The organism is Blastococcus haudaquaticus (assembly GCF_900230285.1).
GTDB classification, from domain to species: Bacteria; Actinomycetota; Actinomycetes; order Mycobacteriales; family Geodermatophilaceae; genus Blastococcus_B; species Blastococcus_B haudaquaticus.
On the sequence record NZ_OCNK01000002.1, the window covers coordinates 888129 to 912645 of the forward strand.

25 protein-coding genes are annotated in these 24517 nt (G+C 73.4%); 14 read left to right on the forward strand and 11 right to left on the reverse strand.

The features are described 5' to 3' along the window. Nucleotides 1–4: 4 nt before the first annotated feature. On the reverse strand, nt 5–376 hold the full coding sequence (locus CRP30_RS10915) for a BlaI/MecI/CopY family transcriptional regulator (RefSeq protein WP_097183920.1): 372 nt from the start codon (nt 374–376) through the stop codon (nt 5–7). Nucleotides 377–540: 164 nt separating this feature from the next. Here CRP30_RS10915 and CRP30_RS10920 point away from each other — a divergent pair, with 164 nt between their 5' ends. The 4 genes from CRP30_RS10920 to CRP30_RS10935 are packed head-to-tail and all read left to right on the forward strand — an operon-like array spanning nt 541 to nt 7032. Further along, nucleotides 541–2091, forward strand: a complete 1551-nt coding sequence (locus CRP30_RS10920) for a cytochrome ubiquinol oxidase subunit I (RefSeq protein ID WP_235003323.1) — start codon at nt 541–543, stop codon at nt 2089–2091. A gap of 21 nt (nt 2092–2112) precedes the next feature. After that, a complete protein-coding gene (gene cydB / locus CRP30_RS10925; RefSeq protein ID WP_097183922.1) occupies nt 2113–3129 on the forward strand; it encodes a cytochrome d ubiquinol oxidase subunit II in 1017 nt (338 codons plus the stop codon). Then, nucleotides 3126–6440: a thiol reductant ABC exporter subunit CydC gene (gene cydC / locus CRP30_RS10930; protein ID WP_097183923.1), complete on the forward strand. Its 3315-nt coding sequence runs from the start codon at nt 3126–3128 to the stop codon at nt 6438–6440. Before cydB ends, cydC begins: the two co-directional genes overlap by 4 nt. A 31-nt stretch (nt 6441–6471) precedes the next feature. Further along, on the forward strand, nt 6472–7032 hold the full coding sequence (locus CRP30_RS10935; RefSeq protein ID WP_097183924.1) for a dihydrofolate reductase family protein: 561 nt from the start codon (nt 6472–6474) through the stop codon (nt 7030–7032). Nucleotides 7033–7059: 27 nt separating this feature from the next. Here CRP30_RS10935 and CRP30_RS10940 read toward each other — a convergent pair whose 3' ends face one another. Then, nucleotides 7060–7689 carry a hypothetical protein gene (locus CRP30_RS10940; protein WP_097183925.1) on the reverse strand — a complete coding sequence of 210 codons (630 nt, stop codon included), beginning with the start codon at nt 7687–7689 and terminating at the stop codon, nt 7060–7062. Between the two features lie 19 nt (nt 7690–7708). On the opposite strand from CRP30_RS10940, the gene CRP30_RS10945 reads away from it, so the two are divergent. Both CRP30_RS10945 and CRP30_RS10950 read left to right on the forward strand, forming a co-directional pair. Next, nucleotides 7709–7948, forward strand: coding sequence for a hypothetical protein (locus tag CRP30_RS10945; RefSeq protein ID WP_097183926.1), 240 nt, complete (start codon nt 7709–7711; stop codon nt 7946–7948). Between the two features lie 98 nt (nt 7949–8046). Then, complete coding sequence (locus tag CRP30_RS10950; RefSeq protein ID WP_097183927.1) at nt 8047–8439, forward strand: nuclear transport factor 2 family protein; 393 nt, start codon at nt 8047–8049, stop codon at nt 8437–8439. 41 nt (nt 8440–8480) lie between these two features. On the opposite strand, the gene rraA is transcribed toward CRP30_RS10950, so the two are convergent. Continuing rightward, a complete protein-coding gene (rraA, locus tag CRP30_RS10955; RefSeq protein WP_097183928.1) occupies nt 8481–8972 on the reverse strand; it encodes a ribonuclease E activity regulator RraA in 492 nt (163 codons plus the stop codon). A gap of 60 nt (nt 8973–9032) precedes the next feature. Here rraA and CRP30_RS10960 point away from each other — a divergent pair, with 60 nt between their 5' ends. Together CRP30_RS10960 and CRP30_RS10965 are read left to right on the forward strand one after the other, a co-directional pair. Next, a complete protein-coding gene (locus CRP30_RS10960) occupies nt 9033–9719 on the forward strand; it encodes a GntR family transcriptional regulator (RefSeq protein WP_097183929.1) in 687 nt (228 codons plus the stop codon). Continuing rightward, the gene (locus CRP30_RS10965) at nt 9716–10891 is read left to right on the forward strand and encodes an MFS transporter (RefSeq protein ID WP_097183930.1); all 1176 of its coding nucleotides are present in this window, start codon (nt 9716–9718) and stop codon (nt 10889–10891) included. Before CRP30_RS10960 ends, CRP30_RS10965 begins: the two co-directional genes overlap by 4 nt. Here CRP30_RS10965 and CRP30_RS10970 read toward each other — a convergent pair. The 4 genes from CRP30_RS10970 to CRP30_RS10985 are packed head-to-tail and all read right to left on the reverse strand — an operon-like array spanning nt 10888 to nt 14127. After that, a complete protein-coding gene (locus tag CRP30_RS10970; RefSeq protein WP_097183931.1) occupies nt 10888–11973 on the reverse strand; it encodes an isocitrate/isopropylmalate dehydrogenase family protein in 1086 nt (361 codons plus the stop codon). The two genes, CRP30_RS10965 and CRP30_RS10970, sit on opposite strands and share 4 nt — an antisense overlap. 5 nt (nt 11974–11978) lie before the next feature. After that, a complete protein-coding gene (locus tag CRP30_RS10975; protein ID WP_097183932.1) occupies nt 11979–13391 on the reverse strand; it encodes an NAD-dependent succinate-semialdehyde dehydrogenase in 1413 nt (470 codons plus the stop codon). Then, nucleotides 13388–13819: a cupin domain-containing protein gene (locus CRP30_RS10980; RefSeq protein WP_097183933.1), complete on the reverse strand. Its 432-nt coding sequence runs from the start codon at nt 13817–13819 to the stop codon at nt 13388–13390. Before CRP30_RS10980 ends, CRP30_RS10975 begins: the two co-directional genes overlap by 4 nt. Then, on the reverse strand, nt 13816–14127 hold the full coding sequence (locus CRP30_RS10985) for a putative quinol monooxygenase (protein ID WP_097183934.1): 312 nt from the start codon (nt 14125–14127) through the stop codon (nt 13816–13818). The genes CRP30_RS10980 and CRP30_RS10985 overlap by 4 nt, the downstream gene beginning before the upstream one ends. A 73-nt stretch (nt 14128–14200) precedes the next feature. On the opposite strand from CRP30_RS10985, the gene CRP30_RS10990 reads away from it, so the two are divergent. Both CRP30_RS10990 and CRP30_RS10995 read left to right on the forward strand, forming a co-directional pair. Beyond that, nucleotides 14201–15256, forward strand: a complete 1056-nt coding sequence (locus tag CRP30_RS10990; RefSeq protein WP_097183935.1) for an Ldh family oxidoreductase — start codon at nt 14201–14203, stop codon at nt 15254–15256. Continuing rightward, complete coding sequence (locus tag CRP30_RS10995; RefSeq protein WP_097183936.1) at nt 15253–15951, forward strand: GntR family transcriptional regulator; 699 nt, start codon at nt 15253–15255, stop codon at nt 15949–15951. The genes CRP30_RS10990 and CRP30_RS10995 overlap by 4 nt, the downstream gene beginning before the upstream one ends. Before the next feature lie 7 nt (nt 15952–15958). Here CRP30_RS10995 and CRP30_RS11000 read toward each other — a convergent pair whose 3' ends face one another. From CRP30_RS11000 to CRP30_RS11010, 3 genes are all read right to left on the reverse strand, one after another. Then, complete coding sequence (locus tag CRP30_RS11000) at nt 15959–16354, reverse strand: universal stress protein (protein WP_097183937.1); 396 nt, start codon at nt 16352–16354, stop codon at nt 15959–15961. 80 nt (nt 16355–16434) lie between these two features. Further along, the gene (locus tag CRP30_RS11005; RefSeq protein ID WP_097183938.1) at nt 16435–17127 is read right to left on the reverse strand and encodes a response regulator; all 693 of its coding nucleotides are present in this window, start codon (nt 17125–17127) and stop codon (nt 16435–16437) included. Then, nucleotides 17124–18725 carry a sensor histidine kinase gene (locus CRP30_RS11010; protein ID WP_097183939.1) on the reverse strand — a complete coding sequence of 534 codons (1602 nt, stop codon included), beginning with the start codon at nt 18723–18725 and terminating at the stop codon, nt 17124–17126. The genes CRP30_RS11005 and CRP30_RS11010 overlap by 4 nt, the downstream gene beginning before the upstream one ends. 183 nt (nt 18726–18908) lie before the next feature. On the opposite strand from CRP30_RS11010, the gene CRP30_RS11015 reads away from it, so the two are divergent. The 4 genes from CRP30_RS11015 (at nt 18909) to CRP30_RS11030 (ending at nt 22803) form a co-directional block, all read left to right on the forward strand. Further along, nucleotides 18909–19913 carry a Bug family tripartite tricarboxylate transporter substrate binding protein gene (locus CRP30_RS11015; RefSeq protein WP_097183940.1) on the forward strand — a complete coding sequence of 335 codons (1005 nt, stop codon included), beginning with the start codon at nt 18909–18911 and terminating at the stop codon, nt 19911–19913. Beyond that, nucleotides 19910–20422 carry a tripartite tricarboxylate transporter TctB family protein gene (locus CRP30_RS11020; RefSeq protein ID WP_097183941.1) on the forward strand — a complete coding sequence of 171 codons (513 nt, stop codon included), beginning with the start codon at nt 19910–19912 and terminating at the stop codon, nt 20420–20422. Before CRP30_RS11015 ends, CRP30_RS11020 begins: the two co-directional genes overlap by 4 nt. Beyond that, nucleotides 20422–22044, forward strand: a complete 1623-nt coding sequence (locus CRP30_RS11025) for a tripartite tricarboxylate transporter permease (RefSeq protein ID WP_097183942.1) — start codon at nt 20422–20424, stop codon at nt 22042–22044. Before CRP30_RS11020 ends, CRP30_RS11025 begins: the two co-directional genes overlap by 1 nt. Nucleotides 22045–22119: 75 nt before the next feature. Further along, nucleotides 22120–22803 carry a gamma-glutamyl-gamma-aminobutyrate hydrolase family protein gene (locus CRP30_RS11030; RefSeq protein WP_097183943.1) on the forward strand — a complete coding sequence of 228 codons (684 nt, stop codon included), beginning with the start codon at nt 22120–22122 and terminating at the stop codon, nt 22801–22803. Nucleotide 22804: 1 nt separating this feature from the next. On the opposite strand, the gene CRP30_RS11035 is transcribed toward CRP30_RS11030, so the two are convergent. Beyond that, nucleotides 22805–24340, reverse strand: a complete 1536-nt coding sequence (locus tag CRP30_RS11035) for an amino acid permease (RefSeq protein WP_097183944.1) — start codon at nt 24338–24340, stop codon at nt 22805–22807. Between the last annotated feature and the right edge of the window lie 177 nt (nt 24341–24517).

The window sequence follows — 24517 nt, forward strand, 5'->3', positions numbered from 1 at the left end:
CGGGTCAGCGGGCGGCGTCGGCCGAGGTGCCCGGACCGCCGGCGAGCAGCTCCCGGAGCATGCGCGCCTCGTCGGCGTTCACGCTGCCGACGAAGCGGGCCAGCACGGCCTCCCGGTCCCCTGCCTGACCGAGCACCTCGTGCATGAGCTCGGCGGCGTGGTCGGCCCGGGTGCTGCGCGCGGAGAAACCGCGCGGCCGCGCGTCGTCGTGGACGACGAAGCCCTTCTGCTCGAGCCGGGTCAGCACCGTGTGCACGGTGGTCAGGGCGACTCCCCGGTCGGCGAGGCCGTCGCGCAGCGCGGTCGCCGCCACCGGGCCGTCGGCGGCCCACAGCCGCTCCATGACGGCGCGCTCCAGCTCCCCGAGCGAGGCCATCCGCCCTCCTGTCGTCCGTCTCACACGCGATACTTCTACGAGATGTAGAAGAACTCTTCTACTCGGCGTAGAAAGAACGTGTCGATAGTACGTCGACCTCGACGACGAGGGGACAGGCCGTGGACGTCGTAGGCCTTGACGTGTTGGACCTCGACACGTTGGACGTGGCGCGCTGGCAGTTCGGGATCACGACCGTCTACCACTTCCTCATGGTCCCGCTGACCATCGGGCTGGGGATCCTGGTCGCGGTCATGCACACGATGTGGGTGCGGACCGACAAGCCCGAGTGGCTGCGCATGACCCGCTTCTGGGGCCGGGTCTACCTGATCAACTTCGTCCTCGGCGTCGCCACCGGCCTCGTGCAGGAGTTCCAGTTCGGCCTCGCCTGGAGCGAGTACAGCCGCTTCGTGGGCGACGTCTTCGGCTCGCTGCTGGCGCTCGAGGCGCTGCTGGCGTTCTTCCTCGAGTCGACGTTCCTCGGCCTGTGGATCTTCGGCTGGGGCCGGATCCCGAAGAAGGTGCACCTCGCGACACTGTGGGCAGCCGTCGTCGGCTCGATCGTCAGCGCGTACTTCATCATCGCGGCCAACTCCTGGATGCAGCACCCGGTCGGCGTCGTCACCGACGACGCCACCGGGCGCCCGCGCCAGGTCGACTTCCTCGCCGTCCTGACCAACAACACCGCGCTGGCCGCGTTCAGCCACGCGATCGTGGCCGCCCTCATGGTCGCCGGCGCGCTCCTGGTGGGCATCGGCCTGTGGCACCTCCGGAAGCGGAAGCTCGCGCAGCTGCCCACCACGGACACCGATCACGCCGTGTGGCGCCGGTCGGTCCGGCTCGGCGGCTGGGTGTCGCTGGCGGCCTTCGCGCTCGTGGCGCTCACCGGCGACTGGCAGGGCAAGCTCATGTACGAGCAGCAGCCGCTCAAGATGAGCTCCGCCGAAGCGCTCTGCGAGACCGAGGCGCCGGCGTCCTTCTCGATCTTCGCCTGGGGCAAGCTCGGCTCGAACGAGTGCGACGACGTCCACTCGATCACCGTCCCGTACATCCTCAGCTACCTGGCGCACGGCGACTTCTCGACCGCCGTCCCCGGCGTGAACGAGCTGCAGGAGGAGTACTCGGCGGCCTACGGGGAGACCTACCCCGACGACCCGTCGTTCGGCGACAAGGCCGGCGAACCGATCGACTACACGCCGGTCCTCGCGGTCACCTACTGGAGCTTCCGGCTGATGATCGGCATGGGCGCCGTCTCCGCGGCGGTCGCGGCCTACGCGCTGTGGGCCACGCGGAAGGGCCGGGTGCCGACGTCGCGGATCGGCGTCTACGGCTCGCTGCTCGCCGTCGCCGCGCCCTTCGTCGGCAACGCCACCGGCTGGATCTTCACCGAGATGGGCCGCCAGCCCTTCGTCGTGTACCCGAACCCGGACGTGCCGGTCGAGGACCAGATCTACTTCTTCACCGCCCAGGCCGTCTCCCCCGGCATCTCCGCCGGCGAGGTCTGGACGTCGCTGATCTCGCTCACCGTCGTCTACGGCGCGCTCGCCGTCGTCGAGCTGTGGCTGCTCAGCCGCTTTGTCCGCCGCGGGGTGACCAGCGGCGACGGCCACCCCACCCCCGGGTTCACCCCGGAGCCGCCGGACGACGGGGACGACGGCCCCGACCGCGGTGCGCCACGTCGCGACCGCGACGACGACGTCCTCCAGTTCGCCTACTGAGCCGCACAGGAGTTCCCGACCATGGACCTGCAGACCCTCTGGTTCGCCGCGGTGGCGGTGCTCTGGACCGGCTTCCTCCTGCTCGAGGGCTTCGACTTCGGCGTCGCCGCGCTGCTGCCGGTGCTCGGCCGGCGCACCCCGGACCGGCACCTGATGCTGCGCAGCATCGGCCCGCTCTGGGACGGCAACGAGGTGTGGCTGATCACCGCCGTCGGCGCGGTGTTCGCCGCCTTCCCCGGCTGGTACGCCACCTGGCTGCCCACGCTCTACCTGCCCTTCGTGCTGGTGCTGTTCGGCCTGATCATCCGGGCGGTCGCCTTCGAGTGGCGGCACTCCCACCACACCCCCGCCTGGGACTCCAGCTGGACCTGGGTCATCACGACCGGATCGCTGATCGCCGCGCTGGGCATCGGCGCCGCGCTCGGGGCGACCACCCTCGGCCTGCCCATCGACGCCGACGGCACCCGGGTCGGCGGTGCCTTCGCCGGACTGGGCTGGCCGGCGCTGCTGGGCGCGGTCGCGGTCCTGGCGTTCTCCGTGGTGCACGGCGCGATGTTCCTGGCGCTGAAGACCGACGGGCCGATCCGGATGGCCGCCCGCGCGTTCGCCCGCCGGTGGGCGCCGGTGGCCTCGCTGCCGCTGCTGGCCTGGGCCGGTCTGGTGCAGCTGCGGGATGGGACGGCGGTCACCGCGGTGCTGTGGCTGGTCGCGGCGCTGGCCGTGGTCGTCGCCTGGGCCCGGATCCGGGTGGAGCGCGAGGGGCAGGCCTTCGCCGCCTGGGGCACGATGCTGGCCTCGGCGGCCGCCACGATCTTCGGCGCGGCCTACCCGGTCGTCGTCCCCTCGACGGTCGACGCGGCGTTCGACGTGACGATCGCGGACGCGTCGGTCAGCGACTACACGCTCACCGTGATGACCTGGGCCGCCGGGATCGGGCTGCCCGTGGTGCTGGGCTACCAGGCCTGGACCTACTGGGTGTTCCGCCAGCGGCTGACCGCCGAGCCCGTGCACGAGGAGCCGGCAGAGGCGCACGCATGAGCGCGCCGGCCGGGAAGGGCCCGCTCGGAGCGCTGGCGGGGGTGCCCGGGCTGACCGGCGCACTGGTCCGCGCGGCCGTCGCGGCGCTCGGGCAGACCGCCGGGCTGGTGCTGCTGGCGGCCGGACTCGCGCACGCCGTCGCGCGGGCCACCGGGTACGCCGAGGGCACGGTCGCCCTTCCTCTCGTCCTGGCGGCGGCCGGCGCCGCGCTGCGGGCGATCGCCGGCACGGCCGGCGACGTGCTCGCCGCCCGCGACGCCCGCCGGGCCGAGGACCGGTTGCGCCGTGACCTGCTCGGCCGGCTGGCCGCCTCCCCCGCCGCCGTCGCCGCGGCCGGCGGTCCCGGCCCGGCCGCGGTCCTGGCGACGACGCGGCTGCACGAGCTCGGCCCGGCGCTGGCCACCTACCTGCCGGCGCTGGCGCAGACGATCGTCGTCCCCCCGGTCCTGCTCCTCGTCCTCGCCTGGACCGACCTGCTGTCGGCGGTGCTGGTCGCCGTCACCCTGCCGCTGGTGCCCGTGTTCATGGTGCTGGTCGGGAGGTACACGCAGTCCGCCACCGCCGACTCCGCCCGCGCCCTGGACCGGATCGCCGCCCACGTCGCCGAGCTCGTCCGTGGCCTGCCGGTGCTCGTCGGCCTCGGGCGGGCGGCCGACCAGGCCGCGGCCCTGGCCCGGCTCGGCGAGGCGCACCGCGTCCGGACCCTCGCGACCCTGCGCATCGCCTTCCTCTCGGCGCTGGTGCTCGAGCTGATCGCCACGCTCTCGGTGGCACTGGTCGCCGTAACCGTCGGGCTCCGGCTGGTGCACGGCGACATGGCGCTGACCCTCGGCGTCACCGCCCTGCTCCTGGCGCCGGAGGCGTTCGCGCCGCTGCGCGCCCTGGGCGCGGCCCACCACGCCTCGGAGGATGCCGCGCTCGCCGCCGCCGAGGCCAGGGCGGTGCTCGCGGCCCCGGCTCCTCCCCCGTCGCGCACGTCCGACGGCGACGACCCGCGCGGTGCCGACGTCGACGTCCGGGGACTGACCGTCGCCTACCCGGGTCGCTCGACGGCGGCCCTGCCACCGGTCGACCTCGCCCTCCGCCCGGGTGAGCTGGTGGCCCTGCGCGGCGCCAGCGGTTCCGGGAAGTCGACCCTGCTCGCCGTCCTCGCCGGGCTCGCCGACCCGGACGCCCGGGTCACGGGCTCGGTGCACGGGCAGCCGGGCGCCGTCGCGTACGTGCCGCAGTTCCCGCGGACTACGGGAGCGACCGTCGCCGACGAGCTGCGCCGACACGCGGGCTCGGACCCCGGCGTGGACGAGATCGTCGGCGAGGCCTTCGTCGTGGAGGCGCTGGGACGCGTGGGCGCCTTGGCGCTGGCCGGGCGGACCCCGGAGTCGCTGTCCCCCGGCGAGCTGCAGAAGGTGGCCTTCGCCCGCGCGCTGATCCGCATCCGGCGCGGCGCCCGCCTGCTCCTGCTGGACGAGCCCACCGCCCACCTGGACGACGACGCCCGTGCCGTCGTCGCCGAACTGCTGCTCGCCCTCCGCGGGACCGTGACCACCCTGCTGGTCACGCACGACCCGCTGCTCGCCGCCCTCGCCGATTGCACCGTCGAGCTCCCGTCCCCGACGGTGGCGACCCCGGTCCCGGCGCCGTCAGCCGGTCGCGGAGCGGTGGTGGTCCCGGCGGAGGATGGCCCGGCCGCCCCGGCGCCGGTGCGCGGGGCGCTGCGGCGAGCGGTGCTCACCGGATCCCTCTCCTCGGGTGCCGGGATCGCGCTGACCGCGGTGTCGGGCTGGCTGATCGTCCGCGCCGCGGAGATGCCGCCCGTCCTCACGCTGATGGTCGCCATCGTCGGTGTCCGGTTCTTCGGCCTCGGCCGGGCGCTGCTGCGCTGGCTGGAGCGGATGACAGCGCACGACGCCGCCCTCCGCCTGGCCGCGGCCACCCGGGTCCGCGTCTGGGCGGCGCTCGCCGCCCAGGGCATCGCGGCCGACCGGACGCCCGGCTCTGCGCTGGCCCGGGTGGTCGGCGACGTGGGCGTGCTGCAGGACCTCACCGTCCGCGTGCGCCCGCCGCTCCGGGTCGCCGGGGTGGTCACCGTCGGAACGGTCGCGGCGCTGGCCCTGCTCGACGCGGCGGCGGCCGCGACGGTGGGGCTCGTCCTGGCCGGCACCGTCGCCCTCGTCGTCCTGGTGCACCGCCGGGTCGACGCCGGTGCCGCGCGCGCCGACAGCACGCTCCGGGTGACGGCGCTCCACGAGACGACGACGGTGCTGCACGGGGTGCCCGACCTCCGGGCCCACGGACTCGCGGATCGCGTGGCCGGGGATCTCGACTTCCTCGCCGACCGGCAGGCAGCCGCAGCCCGCACCGGCACCCGCGCGGCGGCCCTCGGCACCGGCCTCGTGGTGCTGGGGACCGGCCTGGCCGCGGTGCTCGCCACCGCCGTCGCCGCGCAGGGGGGCCTCGCCGGCCCGACGCTGGCCGTGGTCGCGCTGGCTCCGCTCGCGCTCGCCGAACCGCTGGCGGGGATGGTGACGGCTCTGCAGCGGCGGGGCGCCCTCGCCGACGCCGAGGCCCGCATCGACGCCGTCCTCACCGCACCGGTGCCCGTCGACCCCGCGACCCCGCTGGCCGTCCCGGCGAGGGTGGACGACGTGGCGGTCGACGACCTCGTCGCGGGGTGGCCGGGCGGACCCGACGTGCTCCGCGGGGTGGACGCCGTCGCCCGCGCGGGCCACGGGTGGCTCGTGGTCCGCGGACCCTCCGGGTCGGGGAAGTCGACCTTCCTGGCCGTCCTCATGGCGGCGCTCCGCCCCCGCAGCGGGGCCTACGCGGTGGGCGGCACCGACACCGCGCGTCTGGCCGGGCAGGACCTCCGGTCGCGCATCGCCTGGCTCCCGCAGGAGGCGCACGTCTTCGCCTCGACCATCCGGGCCAACCTGGCGACCGCGGCCCCGCGCGGAGCGCTGGCCGGCCCCGACGGCGAGGCGCGGATGCGGGCGGCGCTCACCGCGACCGGCCTGGGCGGCCTGCTCGCGACGCTGCCCGACGGGCTGGACACCGCCGTTGGCGCCGGCGGCACCGCGCTCTCCGGCGGTGAGCGACGCCGGCTCGCGGCCGCCCGGGCGCTGCTCGCCGACCGCGACGTCGTGCTGCTCGACGAGCCCACCGCGCACCTGGACGCGCCCACCGCGGCCGCGCTGTTGGCCGACCTGCGCCGCGCCCTCGCCGGCCGGGTCGTCGTCTGCGTGACCCACGACGAGCTGGAGCGCCCCGGCGACACCGTCGTCCGGCTCGCCGGCGCGACCGCACGGGTCTGAACCGTCGTACCCCTCCGGCACGCTGAGCAGCATGGATGCTTCCTTCACCGGTCATGTGTTCCTCGGCATGAGCGTCGACGGGTTCATCGCCCGGCTCGACGGCGACATCGGCTGGCTCACCGGCGGCGGCGACGAGAACGCCGGCCCGGACGACGGCGAGGGCGGTGACTTCGGCTTCGGTGAGTTCGTCAGCAGCATCGACGCGCTGGTCATGGGCCGCGCCACCTACGACGTCATCGCGCCGTTCGGGGAGTGGCCGTACCAGGGCAAGCCGGTGCACGTGCTCAGCACGACGCTCGAGGTCGGCGCCGACCCCCGCATCACCGTGCACCGCTCCTTCGACGAGGCGGTCGAGGCGGTGACCGCCGCCGGGTACCGCCGCGTCTACGTCGACGGCGGCCGGACCGTGCACGAGTTCCTGCGCGCCGGGCTGGTCGCCGACCTCACGCTCTCGCGGGTACCGGTGCTCATCGGCACCGGCCACACCCCGTTCGGCGAGCTGAGCGCCGACATCCGGCTGGCGCACGAGGGGACGCGCACGTTCCCCGGGGGCATGGTGCAGTCCACCTACCGCGTCGTCGCGCCGGGCTGACCCCGACGGGCCTGCGGCCGGTCCGGGTCAGCCGGCGGGGACGTCGACCGGGATCTCGGGGCCGAGCCGGGCGCCCTGCAGCAGCTCCAGGTCGTCACCGGACCAGAAGCTGCCCGGGTCGTAGGAGTTGAGTGGCCGGTCGCCGGGCAGCAGCTCCATCGCGGTGTACGTGGCGGCGACCAGCTCCGCGCAGAACACGGTCTCCGCCGCGGTCTGCCTGCGCAGCCGCCCGTTGACCCAGCCGCGCACCAAGCCGCGCGTCGTCGGGAAGGGGCGCCCGTCCAGGCGGGCGATGGTGCGCAGGACGGCGTCCTCCATCGCGGGGGTCACCCCGCCGTCCTCGGCCGGTCCGACCAGCTGCCGCAGCCATGCCTTCTGCCCGTACCGCTGGCGCCAGGTGAGGACGGCGTCCCGCAGGTCGTGCAACTGGACGCCACGCTGGTGCTCACCGGTCCAGGCGTCCGGCAGCGACCTCCCGAGCTCGGCGTGCCAGAGCAGCGGCGGCATGTCCTCGAGGACGACGGCCATCCCCACGTGGTTGACCGGGGCGTTGGTCAGGGCGCGGATGGCGCGGTCGGCCAGGGAGGGACCGCGGAAGACCCAGACGTCGCCGGTGCGGGTGAGCTCCACCGCGGCGTCGAGCGAGAGGTCGGGCACGGGCGCTACGTTACGGATCGTGCGCCTCTGGAAGCTGCTGGGAGTGGCCGGGCTCGCGGGAGTCGCGGCCGGGAGCGTCGTGCTGGCCCGGAACGAGCGCCAGCGCCGCGCGTACACCCCCGAGGACGTCCGGGTCCGGCTGCACGAGCGCGCCGCGGCGGCCTCAGCCCCCACACCGCAGACCCCCGAGCCGGTGACGGTCCCCGAACTGACGGCCGGCCGCACCCACCGCCTGGCCCGCCTGCTCCGTCGCGGCTGACCTCGCGCGCACCGCGGACGGCGCCGGGAGGGCTTCCGGATCCGCCAACGACGGGTCGACAATTCTCGGACCCACGGGGGCCGCTCCGAGGAGGTCCCATGTCCGAGCACCCGAACGTCGCGCGCATGCGGGAGGGCTACGAGGCCTTCGGCAAGGGCGACCTCGAGACGCTGCGGCGACTCTGGACCGATGACGTGCTGTGGCACGAGGGCGGTCACACCGAGCTGGCCGGGACGTTCCGGGGCCCGGATGCCGTCTTCGCCTTCTTCGGCCAGCTGCTGGAGCGCACCGAGGGCAGTCTCCGGATCGAGCCGCTGGCATTCCTGGCCGACGACTCCTACGGCGCGACGCCGGTCAAGGTCACCGCCCATCGGGGCGACCGCCACCTCGAGGTGATGAGCTGGCACCTGGCCCACTTCCAGGACGGTCGCGTGGCCGAGTTCTGGGTCACCTCCACCGACGAGGAGGCCCTGGACCGGTTCCTCGCCTAGGCGGTCTCACCCTGCGGCGGCTGTCATCCCGCAGCGGTCTGTCATCCCGCAGGGGCCGGGGCCTCCGGCAGCACGACGATGCCGTCGCTGTCGGCGCAGAGCCACTCCCCCTCGCGGAAGGTGACGCCGGCGAAGACGACCGTGCGGCCGACCTGGCCGGAGTGCAGACCCCGTTCGCTCTTTCGCGGGTAGGCGGCCAGCGCACGCACGCCGATCGGCTGCTCGGCCAGCTCGTCGGCGTCCCGGATGCACCCGTTGACGACGATGCCGGCCCAGCCGTTCGTCGCGGCCGACACTGCGAGGTTGCCGCCGACCAGACCGCAGCGCAGCGAGCCGCCGCCGTCGACCACCAGCACTCGACCGTTCCCGGGGCTCTCGACCGCCTGCTTGATCAGCGTGTTGTCCTCGAACACCTTGACCGTGGTGACGGGGCCGTCGAAGGACGTCCGCCCGCCGAAGATCCGGAACACCGGGTCGCAGACCTGGGCCTGCGGGTTCTCGTCGCACAGGTCGGTGGTGGCGAAGGTCGTCACGGGTGCTCGCTCTCGTCGAGATGGAGGTTATAACCTATAAGCAGCGACCCGAGGAGGACAGTGTCCGAGCCGCCGTCCGGGTCACCCGGCTTCTCCACGAAGAGCGACCTGGCCTACAGCCGCGTCCGTCACCTCATTCTGTCCGGTGACCTGCCCCCCGGCTCGGTGCTCCCCCAGGCGTCGCTGGCGCAGACCATCGGCATCAGCACGACTCCGCTGCGCGAGGCCCTGCGCAGGCTGAAGCAGGAGGGCCTGGTCGACCTCGACGCGCACCGGGACGCCCGGGTGCGACCTCTCGACGCCGCCGAGGCCCGCGACCTCCTGGAGCTGCGGCGCAGCCTCGACCCGCTCGCCGCGGGGCTGGCGGCGCAGCGCCGCACCGAGGCCGACCTCGCCCGTGTCAGGACCGCCCTCGACGGTCTCGACGCGCTCGACAGCCGTCCCACGGCCGCCCAGCTGGAGAGCCACCACCGGTTCCACGCCGCGATCCACCTCGCCTCCCACAACGCGCTGCTGGCGCAGACCCTCGACGGACTGTGGGTGAAGACCGACCGGTACCGCCGGCACGGACTCGAGGCCGGTCGCAGCGACGAGGAACGCGAGGCGCGCGCCGCCGAGCACCGGCTGCTGTTCGAGGCGGTCCGGGACGGGAATGCCGACACTGCCGCCGACCTGATGCGCCGGCACGTCGAGACGAGCCTCGGGGCCCGGTCGCTGGAGCGCCTGGACCGGCCGGACGCCCGGTGAGCGGGCCCGGGCGGAAGCTGCTCGCCGTCCTGTTGCTGCACTCGACCCTGACGCAGGTCGTCACCTTCGTCCTGCGGCCGACGTCGGCCTACCGGGCCCTGGAGCTCGACGTCCCGGCGGCCTGGCTCGGGGCCTTGACCGCCTCGTTCGCCGTCGTCCCGCTGCTGCTGGCGATCCCGTCGGGCCAGGCCACCGACCGCTTCGGCGAACGACGGGTGATGCTCGTCGGCGCCGTGCTCATGGCGCTGTCCGGCGCGGTCTTCTGGACCGAGCGTGGCGGCGCCGCCGGGCTGGTCCTGGGCAGCGTCGTTCTGGGCACCGGACATCTGCTCTCGGTGGTCGGGCAGCAGGCAGCGGTGGCCAACACCGCCGGGCCGGGACGGTTCGACACCGCTTTCGGCCACTACACCTTCGCCGCCTCCCTGGGGCAGGCCGCGGGCCCGGCGCTGATCACGGTGATCGGCGGGAGCGGCGAGCTGCCCGACACCACGCCCATCTTCGCGACCGCCACTGCGCTCGGCCTCCTCCTGGTCGTCTGCACGCTGTTCCTCCGCATGCCCGCCCGGGACCACTCCGGCAGCGCGACGGAGACCGGCGGGATGGGGACGCTGATCCGCCTCCCCGGGCTGCTCCGGGCCTTGCTGATCAGCTGCGTCGTCCTGGCCGCCGTGGACATCACGCTCGTCTACCTGCCGGCGCTGGGCGCAGACCGGGGCCTGGCGGCGGCCTTCATCGGCGTCCTGCTCACGCTACGGGCCGTCTCGTCGATGACCTCGCGGTTCTTCCTCGGCCACCTGGTACGCCTGGTCGGCCGACGGCGGCTGATGATCGTCAGCGTGGCGATGTCCGCGGTGTCGATGGCGGCCCTCGCCGCCCCGGCGCCCCCGGCCGTCATGGCTGCGCTGGTCGTGGTGCTCGGTCTCGGGCTGGGCGTGGGACAGCCGCTCACCATGTCGTGGCTCGCCGAGACGGCCCCTGCAGGCCTGCGGGGCCGGGCGATGTCGTTGCGGCTCACCGGCAACCGGCTGGGCCAGGTGCTCATCCCGAGCGCGGTGGGGCTGGTGGCCGCGGGGGTCGGCGCGGCCGGCGTGCTGGCTGCCACCGCAGCCGCTCTCGCGGTGGTCGGTGTCGCAGCACGCCGGCTCGCCGTCGACGGCGGTCCGACCCCTTAGGCCCGGGTGGTGATCTGCGCGACCACCGCGTCGGTGAATTCGGCCGTCGAGGCCGTGCCACCCAGATCGCGGGTGCCGACGCCCCCGCGGACGGCGGCCCTGACGCCGTCCTCCACCCGCGTGGCGGCGGCGGTGAGCCGCTCGTCGCCGTGCCGGGTGCCCAGCCAGTCGAGCAGCATCCCCGAGGACAGGATCATGGCGATGGGGTTGGCCAGCCCCTTCCCCGCGATGCCGGGAGCGGAGCCGTGCGCCGCCTGCGCCATGCACCGGTCGTCGGAGGCGTTGATCGAGGGCGCGATGCCCAGCGACCCCGCCAGCTCGCCGGTCATGTCGCTGAGGATGTCGCCGAACATGTTCTCGGCGACCAGGACGTCGAAGTCCGCCGCTCGGCGCAGCAGGTGCACCGTCATGGCGTCGATGTGGAAGTCGTCCACCGCCACCTCGGGATAGGCCTGCCCCACCTCGAGGCAGACCTTCTTGAACAGCCCCGAGCTCAGCTGCAGGACGTTGGCCTTGTGGACGATGGTGAGCTTCCGGCGCCGGCGCATCGCCAGCTCGAAGGCGGTCCTCGCGATCCGCTCGACCGCGGGCCGGGTGAAGATCCCCATGCAGACGGCGACGTCCGGCGTGGGCATGTACTCCCCGGTGCCGGCGTACGTGTTGCGGTCGGCGTAGAAGCCCTCGGTGTTCTCGCGGGCGATCACCAGATCGGTGTCGGGGGCGATCGCCTTTCCGCCCTCGAAGCCGCGCGCCGGCCGGATGTTGGCGTACAGGTCGAAGTGCTTGCGGATCGCCCCGCTCGGGTTGAGCTGCGACCGGAAGGGCTCGGGGTAGGCGGCGCTGTCGTGCGGGCCGAGCAGCCAGCCGTCCAGCCTGGTCAGCGCCGCCAGCGTCGCGGCCGGGATGGCGCTGCCGTGCTCCTCGATCGCCGAGGCCCCGAGCGGCAGTTCGTGCCAGTCGACCGGTCCGGCGCCGGCGGCGGCCAGTGCGGCATCGAGGACGCGCACGGAAGCGGGGACGATCTCCGGTCCGATGCCGTCGCCGAGCATCACGCCGAGGCGGTACGTGCGTTCGGTGGTCATCTCTCCTACTCGGACGCGGGGGCGGTGACGGCGGGCTCGTCCAGGACCCACCAGCTACGGACGTTGACGAACTCGCGGATCCCCGCGCCGGCCAGCTCGCGGCCGTAGCCGCTCGCGCGGGTGCCGCCGAAGGGCATCCGCGCATCGGAGGCGACCAGTGCGTTGACGAAGGCCGCGCCGGAGCGGATCCGCCGGGCCACCTCGATCCCGCGCTCGGGGTCGGTCGTCCAGACACTGGCGCCCAGGCCGAACCGGGTGTCGTTGGCGATCCGGACCGCGTCGTCGTCCCCGTCGGCCACGATGACCGTGGCCACCGGACCGAAGATCTCCTCGTCGTAGGCGACCTGACCGGGTGCGACGTCGGTGAGGACAGTCGGCGCGTAGAAGGCGCCGGCGCCGTCGAGCGGGCGTCCGCCGGTCAGCAGCCGCGCGCCGGCGTCGACCGAGGCCTGCACCTGACGGTGGACGCCGTCGCGGAGGTCGGCGCGGGCCATCGGCCCGACGTGCGTCCCGGGCGCCTCGGGATCGCCGACCACCAACGCCTCGACCTCCGCCACCAGGAGGCGGGTGAACTCCTCAGCCACCGACGCGTCGACGATCAGCCGCTTGGGCGAGATGCAGCTCTGGCCGGCATTCATCAGCCGGCCGCGGGCCGCCAGAACGGCCACCCGAGGGAGGTCGGCGTCGGCGAGGACGACGAACGCGTCGGAGCCGCCGAGCTCGAGCACGGACTTCTTGATCGCGTCCCCGGCCGCGGCGCCGACCGCCCGGCCGGCCCGCTCGCTGCCGGTGATGGTCACGGCGCCGATCCGTGGGTCGGCGATGAGCCGCTGTGTCACGGAGGGGACGTCGGCCTCCGCGACGACGAGCGCCCCGAACAGGCCCTCCGGCGCGCCGGCGGCCGCGACGATCCGCTGCACCGCGAGCGCGCACCCGGTGGTGTTGGGCGAGTGCTTGAGCAGAGCCGCGTTGCCCGCCATGAGCGCGGGGGCGGCGAAGCGCAGCACCTGCCAGAGCGGGAAGTTCCACGGCATGACGGCGAGCACGACGCCGACCGGCTCGTAGGAGATCCAGCTGCGGTCGGCGGACGTGTCCACCGGCTCGTCGGCGAGGAAGGTCGCGGCGTTGTCGGCGTAGTAGTCGCAGGTCGTCGCGCACTTCTCGACCTCGGCCCGCGCCTCGGCCAGCGGCTTACCCATCTCCCGGGTGACCAACAGGGCCAGGTCGTCGATCTCCTCCCGGAGGATCGCCGCCACCCGGCGGAGTACCACGGCGCGCTCGTCGAGCGGCAGCGCGCCCCACGCGTGCTGGGCGGCGTCGGCCTTCCCCAGCGCGGCGTCGACCTCGGCGTCCGAGAAGCCGGGGTACTCGGCCAGCCGCTCCCCCGTCGCCGGGTTGAGGGTGACGACGTCGCTCATGACCTGCTCGCTCCGCGGTCCTTCTCCGACAGGTGCTCGAACGTCTCGCCGGTCGCGGTGACGGTGCGGGTGACGTCCCGGCCGCCGTACACCCAGTAGATGGTCATGGTGCCCTCGCCGCGGTTGCGGAAGCAGTGCGGGATGCCGGCGGGGACCCACGTCGCCTGACCGGCCACCAGCTCGAACTCCTCGTCGCCGACGACCGCGGTGGCCTCGCCCTCGAATACGAGGACGGTCTCCTCGACGTTGTGCGAGTGCAGCGGGATGCCCGTTCCCGGGGAGAACACCGTCATCCCGGTGGTGACCCGGTTGACCGCGGTGTTCCACTTCCCGACGAACGGGATCGTGACCACCCCGTTCCCCCGGTCGAAGCGCTCGATCTCCTCCGGTCGCAGGACCATGGACGGCGGGACGGGCTGACCGGTCATGCGAACTCCTCGGAAGCGTGGGTGGCGAGCAGCTCGCCGGGCGTGTTGACCTGACCGACGAGGACCTGCTCGGCCACCGTCCGCCACCGCGCGAAGTGGGGGGACGCCTTGTGCGCCTCGAAGGCCGCCGCGTCGGTGTACAGCTCGTACAGGAAGAAGCGGTTCGGGTCGGCCGTCACCGCCGAGACGTCGAAGCGCAGGCATCCCGGCTCGTCGCGCACCGAGGCCTCGGCATTCGCCGTCATCCCCGCGAGGAATTCCTCCCGCCGCTCCGGCCGGACCTCCATCTGGACCACCAGGCTGAACATTCCCATCTCCTCTGTTCGCGTCGCTGTATACAAGCTGTATACACTTAGCGGCACCACGTCAAGCGGAGGTCCCATGTCGCGCCTGTCCCCCTCGTCCCTGCGCCGGTTCGGCACGCAGGTGCTCGCCTCACTGGGCGTACCCGAAGGCGACGGCGCACTGGTGGCGGACAGCCTCGTCCAGGCCGACCTGTGGGGGCATCAGTCGCACGGGTTCCTGCGGTTGCCCTGGTACGCCGCCCGCCTGCGGTCCGGGGCGATGCGTGCGGTCACCGACCCGGCGGTGCTCTCCGACACCGGCCCGCTGGTGCTCCTCGACGGCCGCGACGGCATCGGCCAGGTGCTCACCGAGCGCGCCCGCCTGCTGGCCGTCGAGCGCGCCCGCACGCACGGCGTCGGTGTCGTCGGCGTCCGGAAATCGAACCACTTCGGCACGGCGATGTACTTCACCCGCCGGGCGGCACGGGCCGGGTACGTCGCCGTCCTGACGACCAACGCCAGTCCGGCCATGGCTCCCTGGGGCGGCCGGGAGAAGCGGCTCGGCACCAACCCGTGGTCCATCGCGGCACCCGGCCCCGACGGCCGCGTCGTCGCCGTCGACATCGCGAACACCGCGGTGGCCCGCGGCAAGATATACCTGGCGAAGAACCGCGGGGAGGCCATCCCCGAGAGCTGGGCGCTCGACGCGGACGGGGCGCCGACGACCGACCCGGCGAAGGGGGTCCTGGGCGTGGTGCTCCCGATGGCCGGCCACAAGGGGTACGCGATCACCTTCCTCATGGACGTGCTCTCCGGCGCCCTCACCGGCAGCGCCGTCGGCACCGGGGTGCACGGGCCCTACGAGGCCGACCGCCCCAGCGGCGCCGGGCACCTGTTCCTCGCCCTCGACCCCGACGCCTTCGGTGACCGCGCCGGGTACGAGGCGCGGGTCTCCCAGCTGATCGAGGAGGTCAAGGCGGTTCCCCTCGCCCAGGGCTTCGACGAGGTCTTCTACCCCGGCGAGGTGGAGGACCGTGCCGAGGCGGCGAACCTGGCGGCCGGCGGCGTCGTCCTGGCCGACCAGTCGCTGTCGGACCTGCACGACCTGGGCGCCGCGACCGGGGTCCCGTTCCCCGCCGGGGAGCTGCGATGACCACCGTGACCGACGTGAGCAAGGCCGACCTGGTCCACCGCCGGCTCAAGGAGGAGATCGAGCTCGGCGAGCTGGCCCCCGGGACACCGTTGTCGGAGCTGTCCCTCGTCGAGCGGACGGGCGCCTCCCGCACCCCCGTCCGCGAGGCGTTGCGCCGGCTGGCGGCCGAGGGCCTGGTCGACCTGGTCCCCCGCCAGGGGGCGCGCGTCTCCCGGGTGTCCCTGCAGAGCGTCCGCGACCTGTTCGACTTCCGGTCGCTGCTCGAGCCCGCCGCGATCCGCCAGGCGACCGAGGCCGCGGCCGCCGACGCCGGGCTGCGCCGGGAGTTCACGGCGATGCGGACCGAGTTCGCCCGCCTCGCCCGCCGGGCCCCGTCGCAGGCGCGTTCCCGGGCGTTCTACGAGCTGGCCGACCGGTTCGACTGGGCCATCATCGGCGCCACCCGCAACGAGCACCTCCGGCGGACGATCGCCGAGCTGCGGCCGCACACGGCGCGGTTGCGCAACCTCTCGCACGTCGACCCGCAGCGCATCGAGGTGTCCGTCGAGGAGCACCTGAGCATGTGCGACGCGCTGCTGGCGGGCGACGCCGACGCGGCGGCCGAGGCGATCGCCGAGCACCTCACCGGGAGCCTGGAGACCATCTTCCGCAACCTGGCCCGCGGCCCCGGCGACGCCCTCGACGTCCTCCAGTAGAAGGCCTTCAGTAGGAGGCCTTCACCGCCAGCACCGGGCAGTGGGCGTCCAGCAGGATGCGCTGCGCCTGGCTGCCGGTGATCAGCTTCCCCGTGGGCGAGCGCCGGCGGAGGCCGATCACGATGAGGCTGGCGCGAACCCGGTCGGCGATGTCCACGAGCTCGTCGGACGCGTCGTGGCTGCCGACGTGCTGGTCGATCTCGTGCACCACGCCGGACTCCTCCAGGCGGGCGCGGACGGCGGCGAGCGCGTCCCCGGAGGCGTAGCGGCTGTCGACGAGGGAGTCGCCGCGGGAGGTGTTCACGACGTGCAGGGGCTCGTCGCGCAGGCGCGACTCGCCGATCGCGGCGGAGAGCGCCGCCTCGCCCTCAGGGGTGGGGACGTAGCCCACGACGATGGTCATGCGGGCAGCTTCGCCGAGCCGCCCGGTGACGTCTGCATTACGTGCCTATCGGTTGTTTCGGTCGTTGCGTCCGCTCCCCGTCACCCCTGGGCGGACGGGCGGAGGGTGAACCGGCGCTCGGGCCGGCCGGCCGTGCCGTACCGCTGGCGCACGTCCGCCTCCTGCTGGGCGACCAGCTGCTCGAGGTAGCGCCGCGCGCTCACCCGCGCGAGCCCGGTGCGCTCGCTGCACTCGGACGCGGAGAGCCCGTCGCCGGCCGCGGCGCCGAGAGCCCGGCGGACCAGCTCGAGGGTCTCCGGCGCGATGCCCTTCGGCGTCACCACCGCCGCGGCGGCACCGCCGCGCGTGCCGCCGAAGACCCGGTCCACGTCGCCCTGGCCGGTGACGTCGAGTGCGGCCAGCTCGCCGCGGAGGGCCGCGTAGCCGCGCAGCCGGTCCTCGAAGGTGCGCCGGTCGAAGGGCTTCACGAGGTAGTGCAGGACCCCGCCGTGCAGAGCGCTGCGGATGCTCTCGACGTCCCGGGCCGCGCTGATGACGACGACGTCGACCGGTGAGCCGGTCGCGCGCAGCCGCCGGAGCACCTCCAGCCCGGTCATGTCGGGCAGGTAGACGTCCAGCAGGACCAGGTCGGGACCGAGCCGCCCGATCTCGTCGAGCGCCTGCGCCCCGGTCGACGCCGTCCCGACCACCTCGAAGCCGTCCAGTGCCGCGACGAACGCCGCGTGCACCTTCGCCACCATGAAGTCGTCGTCGACGATGAGCACGCGGATCACGGGGCCACCAGCTCCGGATCGGCAGGAAGCCGGGCAGTGAAGGTCGACCCACCCGCGGACGAGGCCGTCACCTCACCCCCGCGCCGGCTGCACAGCAGGTGGACCAGGGAGAGACCGATGCCGCGCTCCTCCGAGCCGCTCGTGCCCGACGACGCGTCCTTGGTGGACACGCCCCGCCGGAAGACCTCGCGTTCCATCCCGGCCGGCACCCCGGGCCCCGAATCGCGCACCACCACCTCCACCTCGCCGTCCACCAGCCCCAGCGACACCTCGACCCAGCGCTGCGCCGCCACCGACGCGGCGTCCAGCGCGTTGTCGACGAGGTTGCCCACCACCGTCGCGACGTCCCCGCTGAGCTCGTCGGACAGCACGGGCAGGGACGAGTCCGGAGCCACCCGGAGGTCCACGCCGAGCTCGGCTGCCTGGCTCGCCTTGGCGATGAGGAGGGCGGCGATCGACGGATCGCGCACCGCGGCGGTGACGTCGGCACTGAACTCCGACCGGCTGGAGCTCACGCGGTGCACGAACCGGACCGCTTCCTCCGACTCCCCGATCTCGATCAGCCCGGCGATGGTGTGCAGCCGGTTGCTGAACTCGTGCGCCTGCGCCCGGAGCGTGTCGGTCACGTGCCGGGTGAGATCGAGCTCCCTGCGCAGCTCGAGGAGCTCGGTGCGGTCGCGCAACGTCGTCACGGACCCGATGGGCCGGCCCCTGCTCGTGATCGGCAGCCGGTTGACGACGAGCACCCGGCCCGCACTGGCGACGGCGCGGTCGCGCTCCACCTCCCCGGAGAGGAAGGCGTCGAGCATCTCCTCCCCCACCCCCAGGTCGGCGAGCGTGCGTCCGAGCGCGTCCCCCGGGATGTGCAGCAGCCGGATCGCCTCGTCGTTGATCAGCGTCACGCGACCGCGCAGGTCCAGGCCGACGACGCCCTCGCGGATGCCGTGCAGCATCGCGTCGCGGTGCTCGACGAGCCCGGTGATCTCGGCCGGTTCGAGGCCCAGGGTCTGCCGCTTGACCCGTCGCGCGACGAGCAGCGAGCCGACGATGCCGATCCCGCTGGCCAGCCCGAGGTAGGTCAGGAGGTTCGGGGCGGCCTCCGCCAGCCCGTCCAGGACCGAGGGGTACAGGCGGGTGACCACGACGAAGCCGCCGGGATCACGACGCGGTCCGGTCAGAACCGGCACCATCGCGACCGCGGCCGGGCTGCCCGCGAACTCCCGCTCCCCCACCCATGCCCGGCCGTCGAGGACGGTGCTGTCGCCCACGGCGACGCGCTCCCCCAGCTGACCGGGGTCCTCGCTGGCGATCACGGTCCGGTCCTGCAGCGCGACCACGACCGACGCAGACCCCGAGACGCTGCGGGTGCTCTCGGCTGCCACCCGGACGTAGGCGATGCCTCCCTCGTCCACGGCCTCGCGGAAGATCCGCGCGTTCGCCAGCGTCTCGGCGACGGCCAGTGCGCGCCGGCCCTCGGTGTCCTGGGCCCGCTGCGTCGACTGGGCCACGGTCACCGCCGACACGCCCACCAGGACCACGCAGATGATGACCACCTGCAGGGCCAGCAGCTGGCCGGCGAGCGAGAGCCGCCGGTTCACGGGCTTTCTCCTGACGTCGGGTGCGGGGGGCGCTCGGTCGCGATCGTGCCCGGATCGCACTCCGCTGTGACCGTGGACACAAGGACCACAAAGCTCATTGCGCACGCAAGGGTGACACCCCCTGCGGCCCTTGCCATCTTGCCTTCACGCGGTGGTGACCCACCGGACACACAGGAGGACAAGATGCGCACTGCTTCCCTGCGGAAGCTCACCCTCGGCGCCGTTGCCGCTGGGCTCGTGCTGACCGGCTGCGGCACCACTGCCGAAGGCGGCTCGGCGTCGGGAGGCGGCGACGACGGTCCGATCAGCGGGCTCCGGTTCATGGTCCCGAACTCGCCGGGCAGCGGGTACGACACCACCGCCCGCGAGGCCGCCCGCGTCATGGAGGAGCAGGACCTGGCCACGGGCATCGAGGTCTTCAACCTCGAGGGTGCCGGTGGCACCGTCGGCCTCCAGCGGCTGGTGAACGAGGACGGCAACGCCGACCTCCTCATGCAGATGGGCCTCGGCGTCGTCGGCGCGCAGTTCAGCAACCAGTCCGAGGCCACCCTCGACCAGACGACCCCGGTCGCGAAGCTGATCGAGGAGGCCGAGGCGATCGTCGTCCCCGGCGACTCGCCCTACGAGTCGATCGACGACCTCGTCACCGCGTGGAAGGCCGACCCGGGCAACACCCCGGTCGGCGGCGCCTCCAACCCGGGCGGACCCGACCACCTGACCCCGATGCTGCTCGCGCAGGAGGTCGGCGTGGAGCCGGCGTCGGTGAACTACGTCGCGTACGACGGCGGCGGTGAGCTCCTGGCGGGCATCCTCGGCGGCGACGTCGCCTTCGCCGCCACCGGCGTCGGCGAGGTCACCGAGGCGGCGGCGTCGGGTGACGTCCGCGTCCTCGCCGTCACCAGCGAGGAGGCCGTCGAGGGCCTCGACGCCCCGACCCTGACCGACGAGGGCATCGACCTGGTGTTCGCCAACTGGCGCGGCATCGTGGCGCCCCCCGGCATCTCCGACGAGGACACCCAGAAGTGGGTCGACGCGGTCACCGCGATGCACGACAGCGACGCGTGGACCACGACGCTCGAGGACCAGGGCTGGGTCGACGCCTTCATGACCGGCGACGACTTCAGCGCCTTCCTCGACGAGGAGAGCGCCCGGGTCGAGTCCGTGATGAGCGAGCTGGGCCTGGCATGAGTTCTGCCGCCCCCGGCGGCGTCCGGGAGCAGGGCCGCTCCGAGTACGGAGTGGCCCTGTTCCTCGGGGCCCTCGGCATCCTCGTCATCGTCCAGGCGCTGCTCCTGCCGGAGAGCCGGATCGCCCGCGGACCCGTCGGCCCCGCCACCATCCCGATCGTCGTGGGCGGCCTGCTCGTCGTCGTCGCCTGCTTCCTCGCCGTGGACGTCTTCCGGGGTGGTCGCGGCGAGCCGGAGGGCGGCGAGGACGTCGAGCTCACGGGCAGCAGCGACTGGCGCACCGTGCTGATGCTGGCGGCGGCGTTCGTCGCCAACGCCCTGCTGATCGAGCCGCTCGGCTGGCCCTTCTCCGGCGCGATCCTGTTCTGGGGCTCGGCCTTCGCGCTCGGCAGCCGGCACTACGTCCGGGACGCGGTCATCGCCCTCGTCCTGTCGTTCGGCTCCTGGTACCTGTTCGCCTTCGGCCTCGACGTGATCCTCCCGGTCGGCATCCTGAAGGGCATCCTCTGATGGACGCGCTGACCTCCCTGGTCGAGGGCTTCGGCACCGCGCTGACCCCGCAGAACCTGCTGTACGCCTTCATCGGTGTGCTCCTCGGCACCGCGATCGGCGTGCTGCCCGGCATCGGCCCGGCCATGACGGTCGCCCTGCTGCTGCCGCTCACCCGGGGGCTGGACGTCACCAGCGCGCTGATCATGTTCGCCGGCATCTACTACGGCGGGATGTACGGCGGCTCGACCACCTCGATCCTGCTCAACACCCCCGGTGAGAGCGCGTCGGTGGTCACGGCGATCGAGGGCAACAAGATGGCCCGCAGCGGCCGGGCCGCGCAGGCGCTGGCCACCGCGGCCATCGGCTCGTTCGTCGCCGGCACCATCGCCACCCTGCTCCTCGCGCTCCTGGCCCCCTCGGTCGCCGACCTGGCGGTGGAGGTCTCGCCCGCGGACTTCTTCGCCATCATGGTGCTGGCCTTCATCGCGGTGACGTCGGTCCTCGGCAGCTCCCGCGTCCGTGGGCTGGCCGCGCTCGGGCTGGGTCTCACGATCGGTCTCATCGGCATCGACCGGACCTCCGGCCAGCAGCGGCTGACCTTCGGGATCGCCGAGCTCGCCGACGGCATCGACGTCGTCGTCGTCGCCGTCGGGCTGTTCGCCGTCGGCGAGGCCCTCTGGACGGCGGCCCACCTGCGCCGCAGACCGATCGACGTCATCCCGGTCGGCAGCCCGCGGATGAGCCGCAGCGACTTCAGCCGGTCCTGGAAGCCCTGGCTGCGCGGCACGTTCATCGGGTTCCCGTTCGGGGCGATCCCGGCCGGCGGTGCGGAGATCCCGACCTTCCTCTCCTACGTCACCGAGAAGCGGCTGTCCAAGCATCCGGAGGAGTTCGGCAAGGGCGCCATCGAGGGCGTGGCTGGACCCGAGGCCACCAACAACGCCTCGGCCGCGGGTGGCCTCGTACCGATGCTCACCCTGGGCATCCCGACGACCGCCACCGCCGCGGTCATGCTGGCCGCGATCCAGAGCTACGGGATCGAGCCCGGTCCGCGACTGTTCGACACCGAGCCGGAGCTCGTCTGGGGTTTGATCGCCAGCCTCTTCATCGGCAACACCGTGCTGCTGGCGCTCAACCTGCCCCTCGCGCCGCTCTGGGCGAAGCTGCTGAGGATCCCCCGCTCGTACCTCTACGCCGGGATCCTGTTCTTCTCCAGCCTCGGCGCCTACGCGGCCAACGCCAACACGTTCGACCTGTTCCTGCTCCTGGCCATCGGTGCGCTCGGTTTCATGATGCGCCGGTACGGGCTGCCGGTCCTGCCGGCGATCATCGGGGTGATCCTCGGCCCGTTCGCCGAGGAGAAGCTCCGCCAGGCGCTGCAGATCAGCAACGGTGAGGTCAGCGGCCTGGTCACGCCGTTGAGCACCGTCGTCTACGCCATCGTCGCGCTGATCGTGCTCTGGCCGCTGGTCCGCCGGTTCCTCCCCCGCAAGGTCGTCCCCAGCGTGCTGGACGAGGCCGCGCACGAGATCGAGGCGTCACACGCCCACCACGGGCTCACCTCGGCCGTCTCCGTCGAGCGGCACGTCGGCGACGGCACCGGGCGGGCTCGCGACCCCGAGGAACCGCGCGGCACCTGAGAACCGTCGCCGGTGGCCGGGAGCACAGGGACCCTGCGCCCCCGGCCACCGGTCGTTCGCGGGCAGACTGGCCGCATGCGCCCGTTGATCGGCATCAGCACCTACCGCGAGCTCGCGCAGTGGGGAACCTGGCACGTGCCCGCGGTGCTGCTGCCGGCCTCCTACGCCGACGCCGTCGCGCAGGCCGGCGGCGAGCCGGTGCTCCTGCCGACGGGTGCGGTCAGCGCCGAGGTCGTGGCCCGGCTCGACGGACTGGTCGTCGCCGGCGGCGCCGATGTCGACCCGGCACGCTACGGGCAGCCCGCCGGGCCGCACACGGCCGTCGTCCGGCCGGAACGGGACGAGTCCGAGCTGGTCGCCCTCGAGGCGGCGCTGGACCGCGACCTGCCCCTGCTGGCCATCTGCCGGGGTATGCAGCTGCTCAACGTGGCCCTCGGCGGCGACCTCCTGCAGCACCTGCCCGACGTCGAGGGTGCCGGGACGCACGACCCCGGACCGGGGCTGTACGAGCAGCGGGAGGTGCGCACCGAACCCGGTACGCGACTGCACCGGCTGCTGGGACCGACGGCGCCCGTGGCCTGTCACCACCACCAGGCCATCGACCGCATCGCACCGGGGCTGACGCCGACCGCGTGGGCCGAGGACGGCGTCGTCGAAGGCGTCGAGGCGGCCGGGCGCCGGTTCTGCCTCGGGGTGCAGTGGCACCCCGAGGAAGGCACCGACCACCGCCTGTTCGCGGCGCACGTGGCCGCCTGCTGACTCAGCTCGTGCGCGACCGCGCCTCCGGGTCGATGTCGTCGACGTCGATGGCGCCGTAGCCCTCGGCCTGCGGGTCGCCGTGCAACCCGCCGCTCATCGCGTACTCCTCCTCCGGCGAGAGCACCAGGCGGTGCCGGCCGAAGGCTGCGAAGACGACGAGCGCGACGACGTAGATGGCCGCGATGGCGATGATCGCCTCCCGGTAGTCCTCGTTGAGCATGACGCCGACGAAGATCAGCGCCGCGATCGCGCCGGCGAACACGGCGCCCCCGATGCCGAACGGGCTCCGGTAGGGCCGGGCGGCGTTCGGGAACTTCCGGCGCAGCATCACGAAGGCGACCATCTGCAGCAGGTAGGCGATGACGGCGCCCCAGACGGCGATGTTCAGCACGATCGCGCCGGCCGTGTCGCCGCCGGTGTCCACCAGGATCAGCGCGATGATCCCGATGACCGCACCGACCACGAGCGCGATCCAGGGGGTCTTGCGGGCGCCGGTCAGCGACAGCGCCTTCGGGTAGTAGCCCGCCCGGCTCAGCGAGTAGATGTTGCGCCCGTAGGCGTACATGATCCCCTGCAGCGAGGCGAACAGGCCGATCAACGCGAACAGCGACAGGATCGCCGCGACGTCGCTGTTGGGCAGGATCGCCCGGAAGCCGTCGAGCAGCGGCTCGCCCGACTCCCCGATCGCGGAGGAGCCGACCACGGCCGGGTTCAGGAGCAGGACCAGGCCGCCGCTCACGATCAGCGTGCCCAGGCCCCACATGCCCGCACGGGGGATGTCGCGGGCCGGCATGTGCGACTCCTCGGCGGCCAGCGGCAGCTCCTCGATGCCGAGGTAGAGCCACATGGCGAACGGCATCGCCAGCACGACCTCCCACCAGCCGAACGGCAGGAAGTCGCTGTTGCCGGCGCTCGGCTCGATGTCGAGGAGCTTGCCGAAGTCCAGCGCGTCCGAGAACAGCGCCATGACGGCGAACAGCACGATGACGGCCAGCGAGAGCACCGCGACGACGACGGCGAAGCGGAACGAGACCTCGGCGCCGGCGATGTTCAGCAGCAGGAAGACCGCGTACAGGATCAGCCACCACACCCAGCTCGGCATGGACAGCCCGAACAGCTCGTCGGTGATGCTGTCGGCGTACGAGGCGGAGAAGTAGACGATCACCGCCGTCGTCGCGACGTACTCGATGGTCTCGGCCAGGCCGGTGACGAACCCGCCCCACGGGCCCATCGCCGACCGGGCGAACGAGTACGCGCCGCCGGTGTGCGGCATGGCCGCCGACATCTCGCCGATGCTGGCGATCATGGTGACGTACATCAGCGTGACGATCGCCGTGGCGATGAGGAAGCCGCCCCAGCCGGCCCCGCTGATGCCGAAGTTCCACCCGGAGAAGTCACCGGAGATGACCGCCGCGACCCCGAGCCCCCACAGCCCCCAGAAGCCCGCCGTCCGGGTCAGCCCCCGCTTGTCGAAGTAGCCCTCCGCGGCATGGGTGTAGGTGACGCCCGAGGCGCCACGGGGCTGGGGTGCGGACATGCGCGTCTCCCTGGGGACCGGAACGGCTGACTCGGTGGCCGGTCAGGGTGCGACCTCATCCCGCCACAGGTCAAGAGGGAGGAGCACCTCCGCGCCGGCCGATGCGGGACCGTGTCCGAACGGAAACGGGCAGGTCACGTCGACGGTCCGCGGCTTGTGGGGCGCGACGGCGGGCGC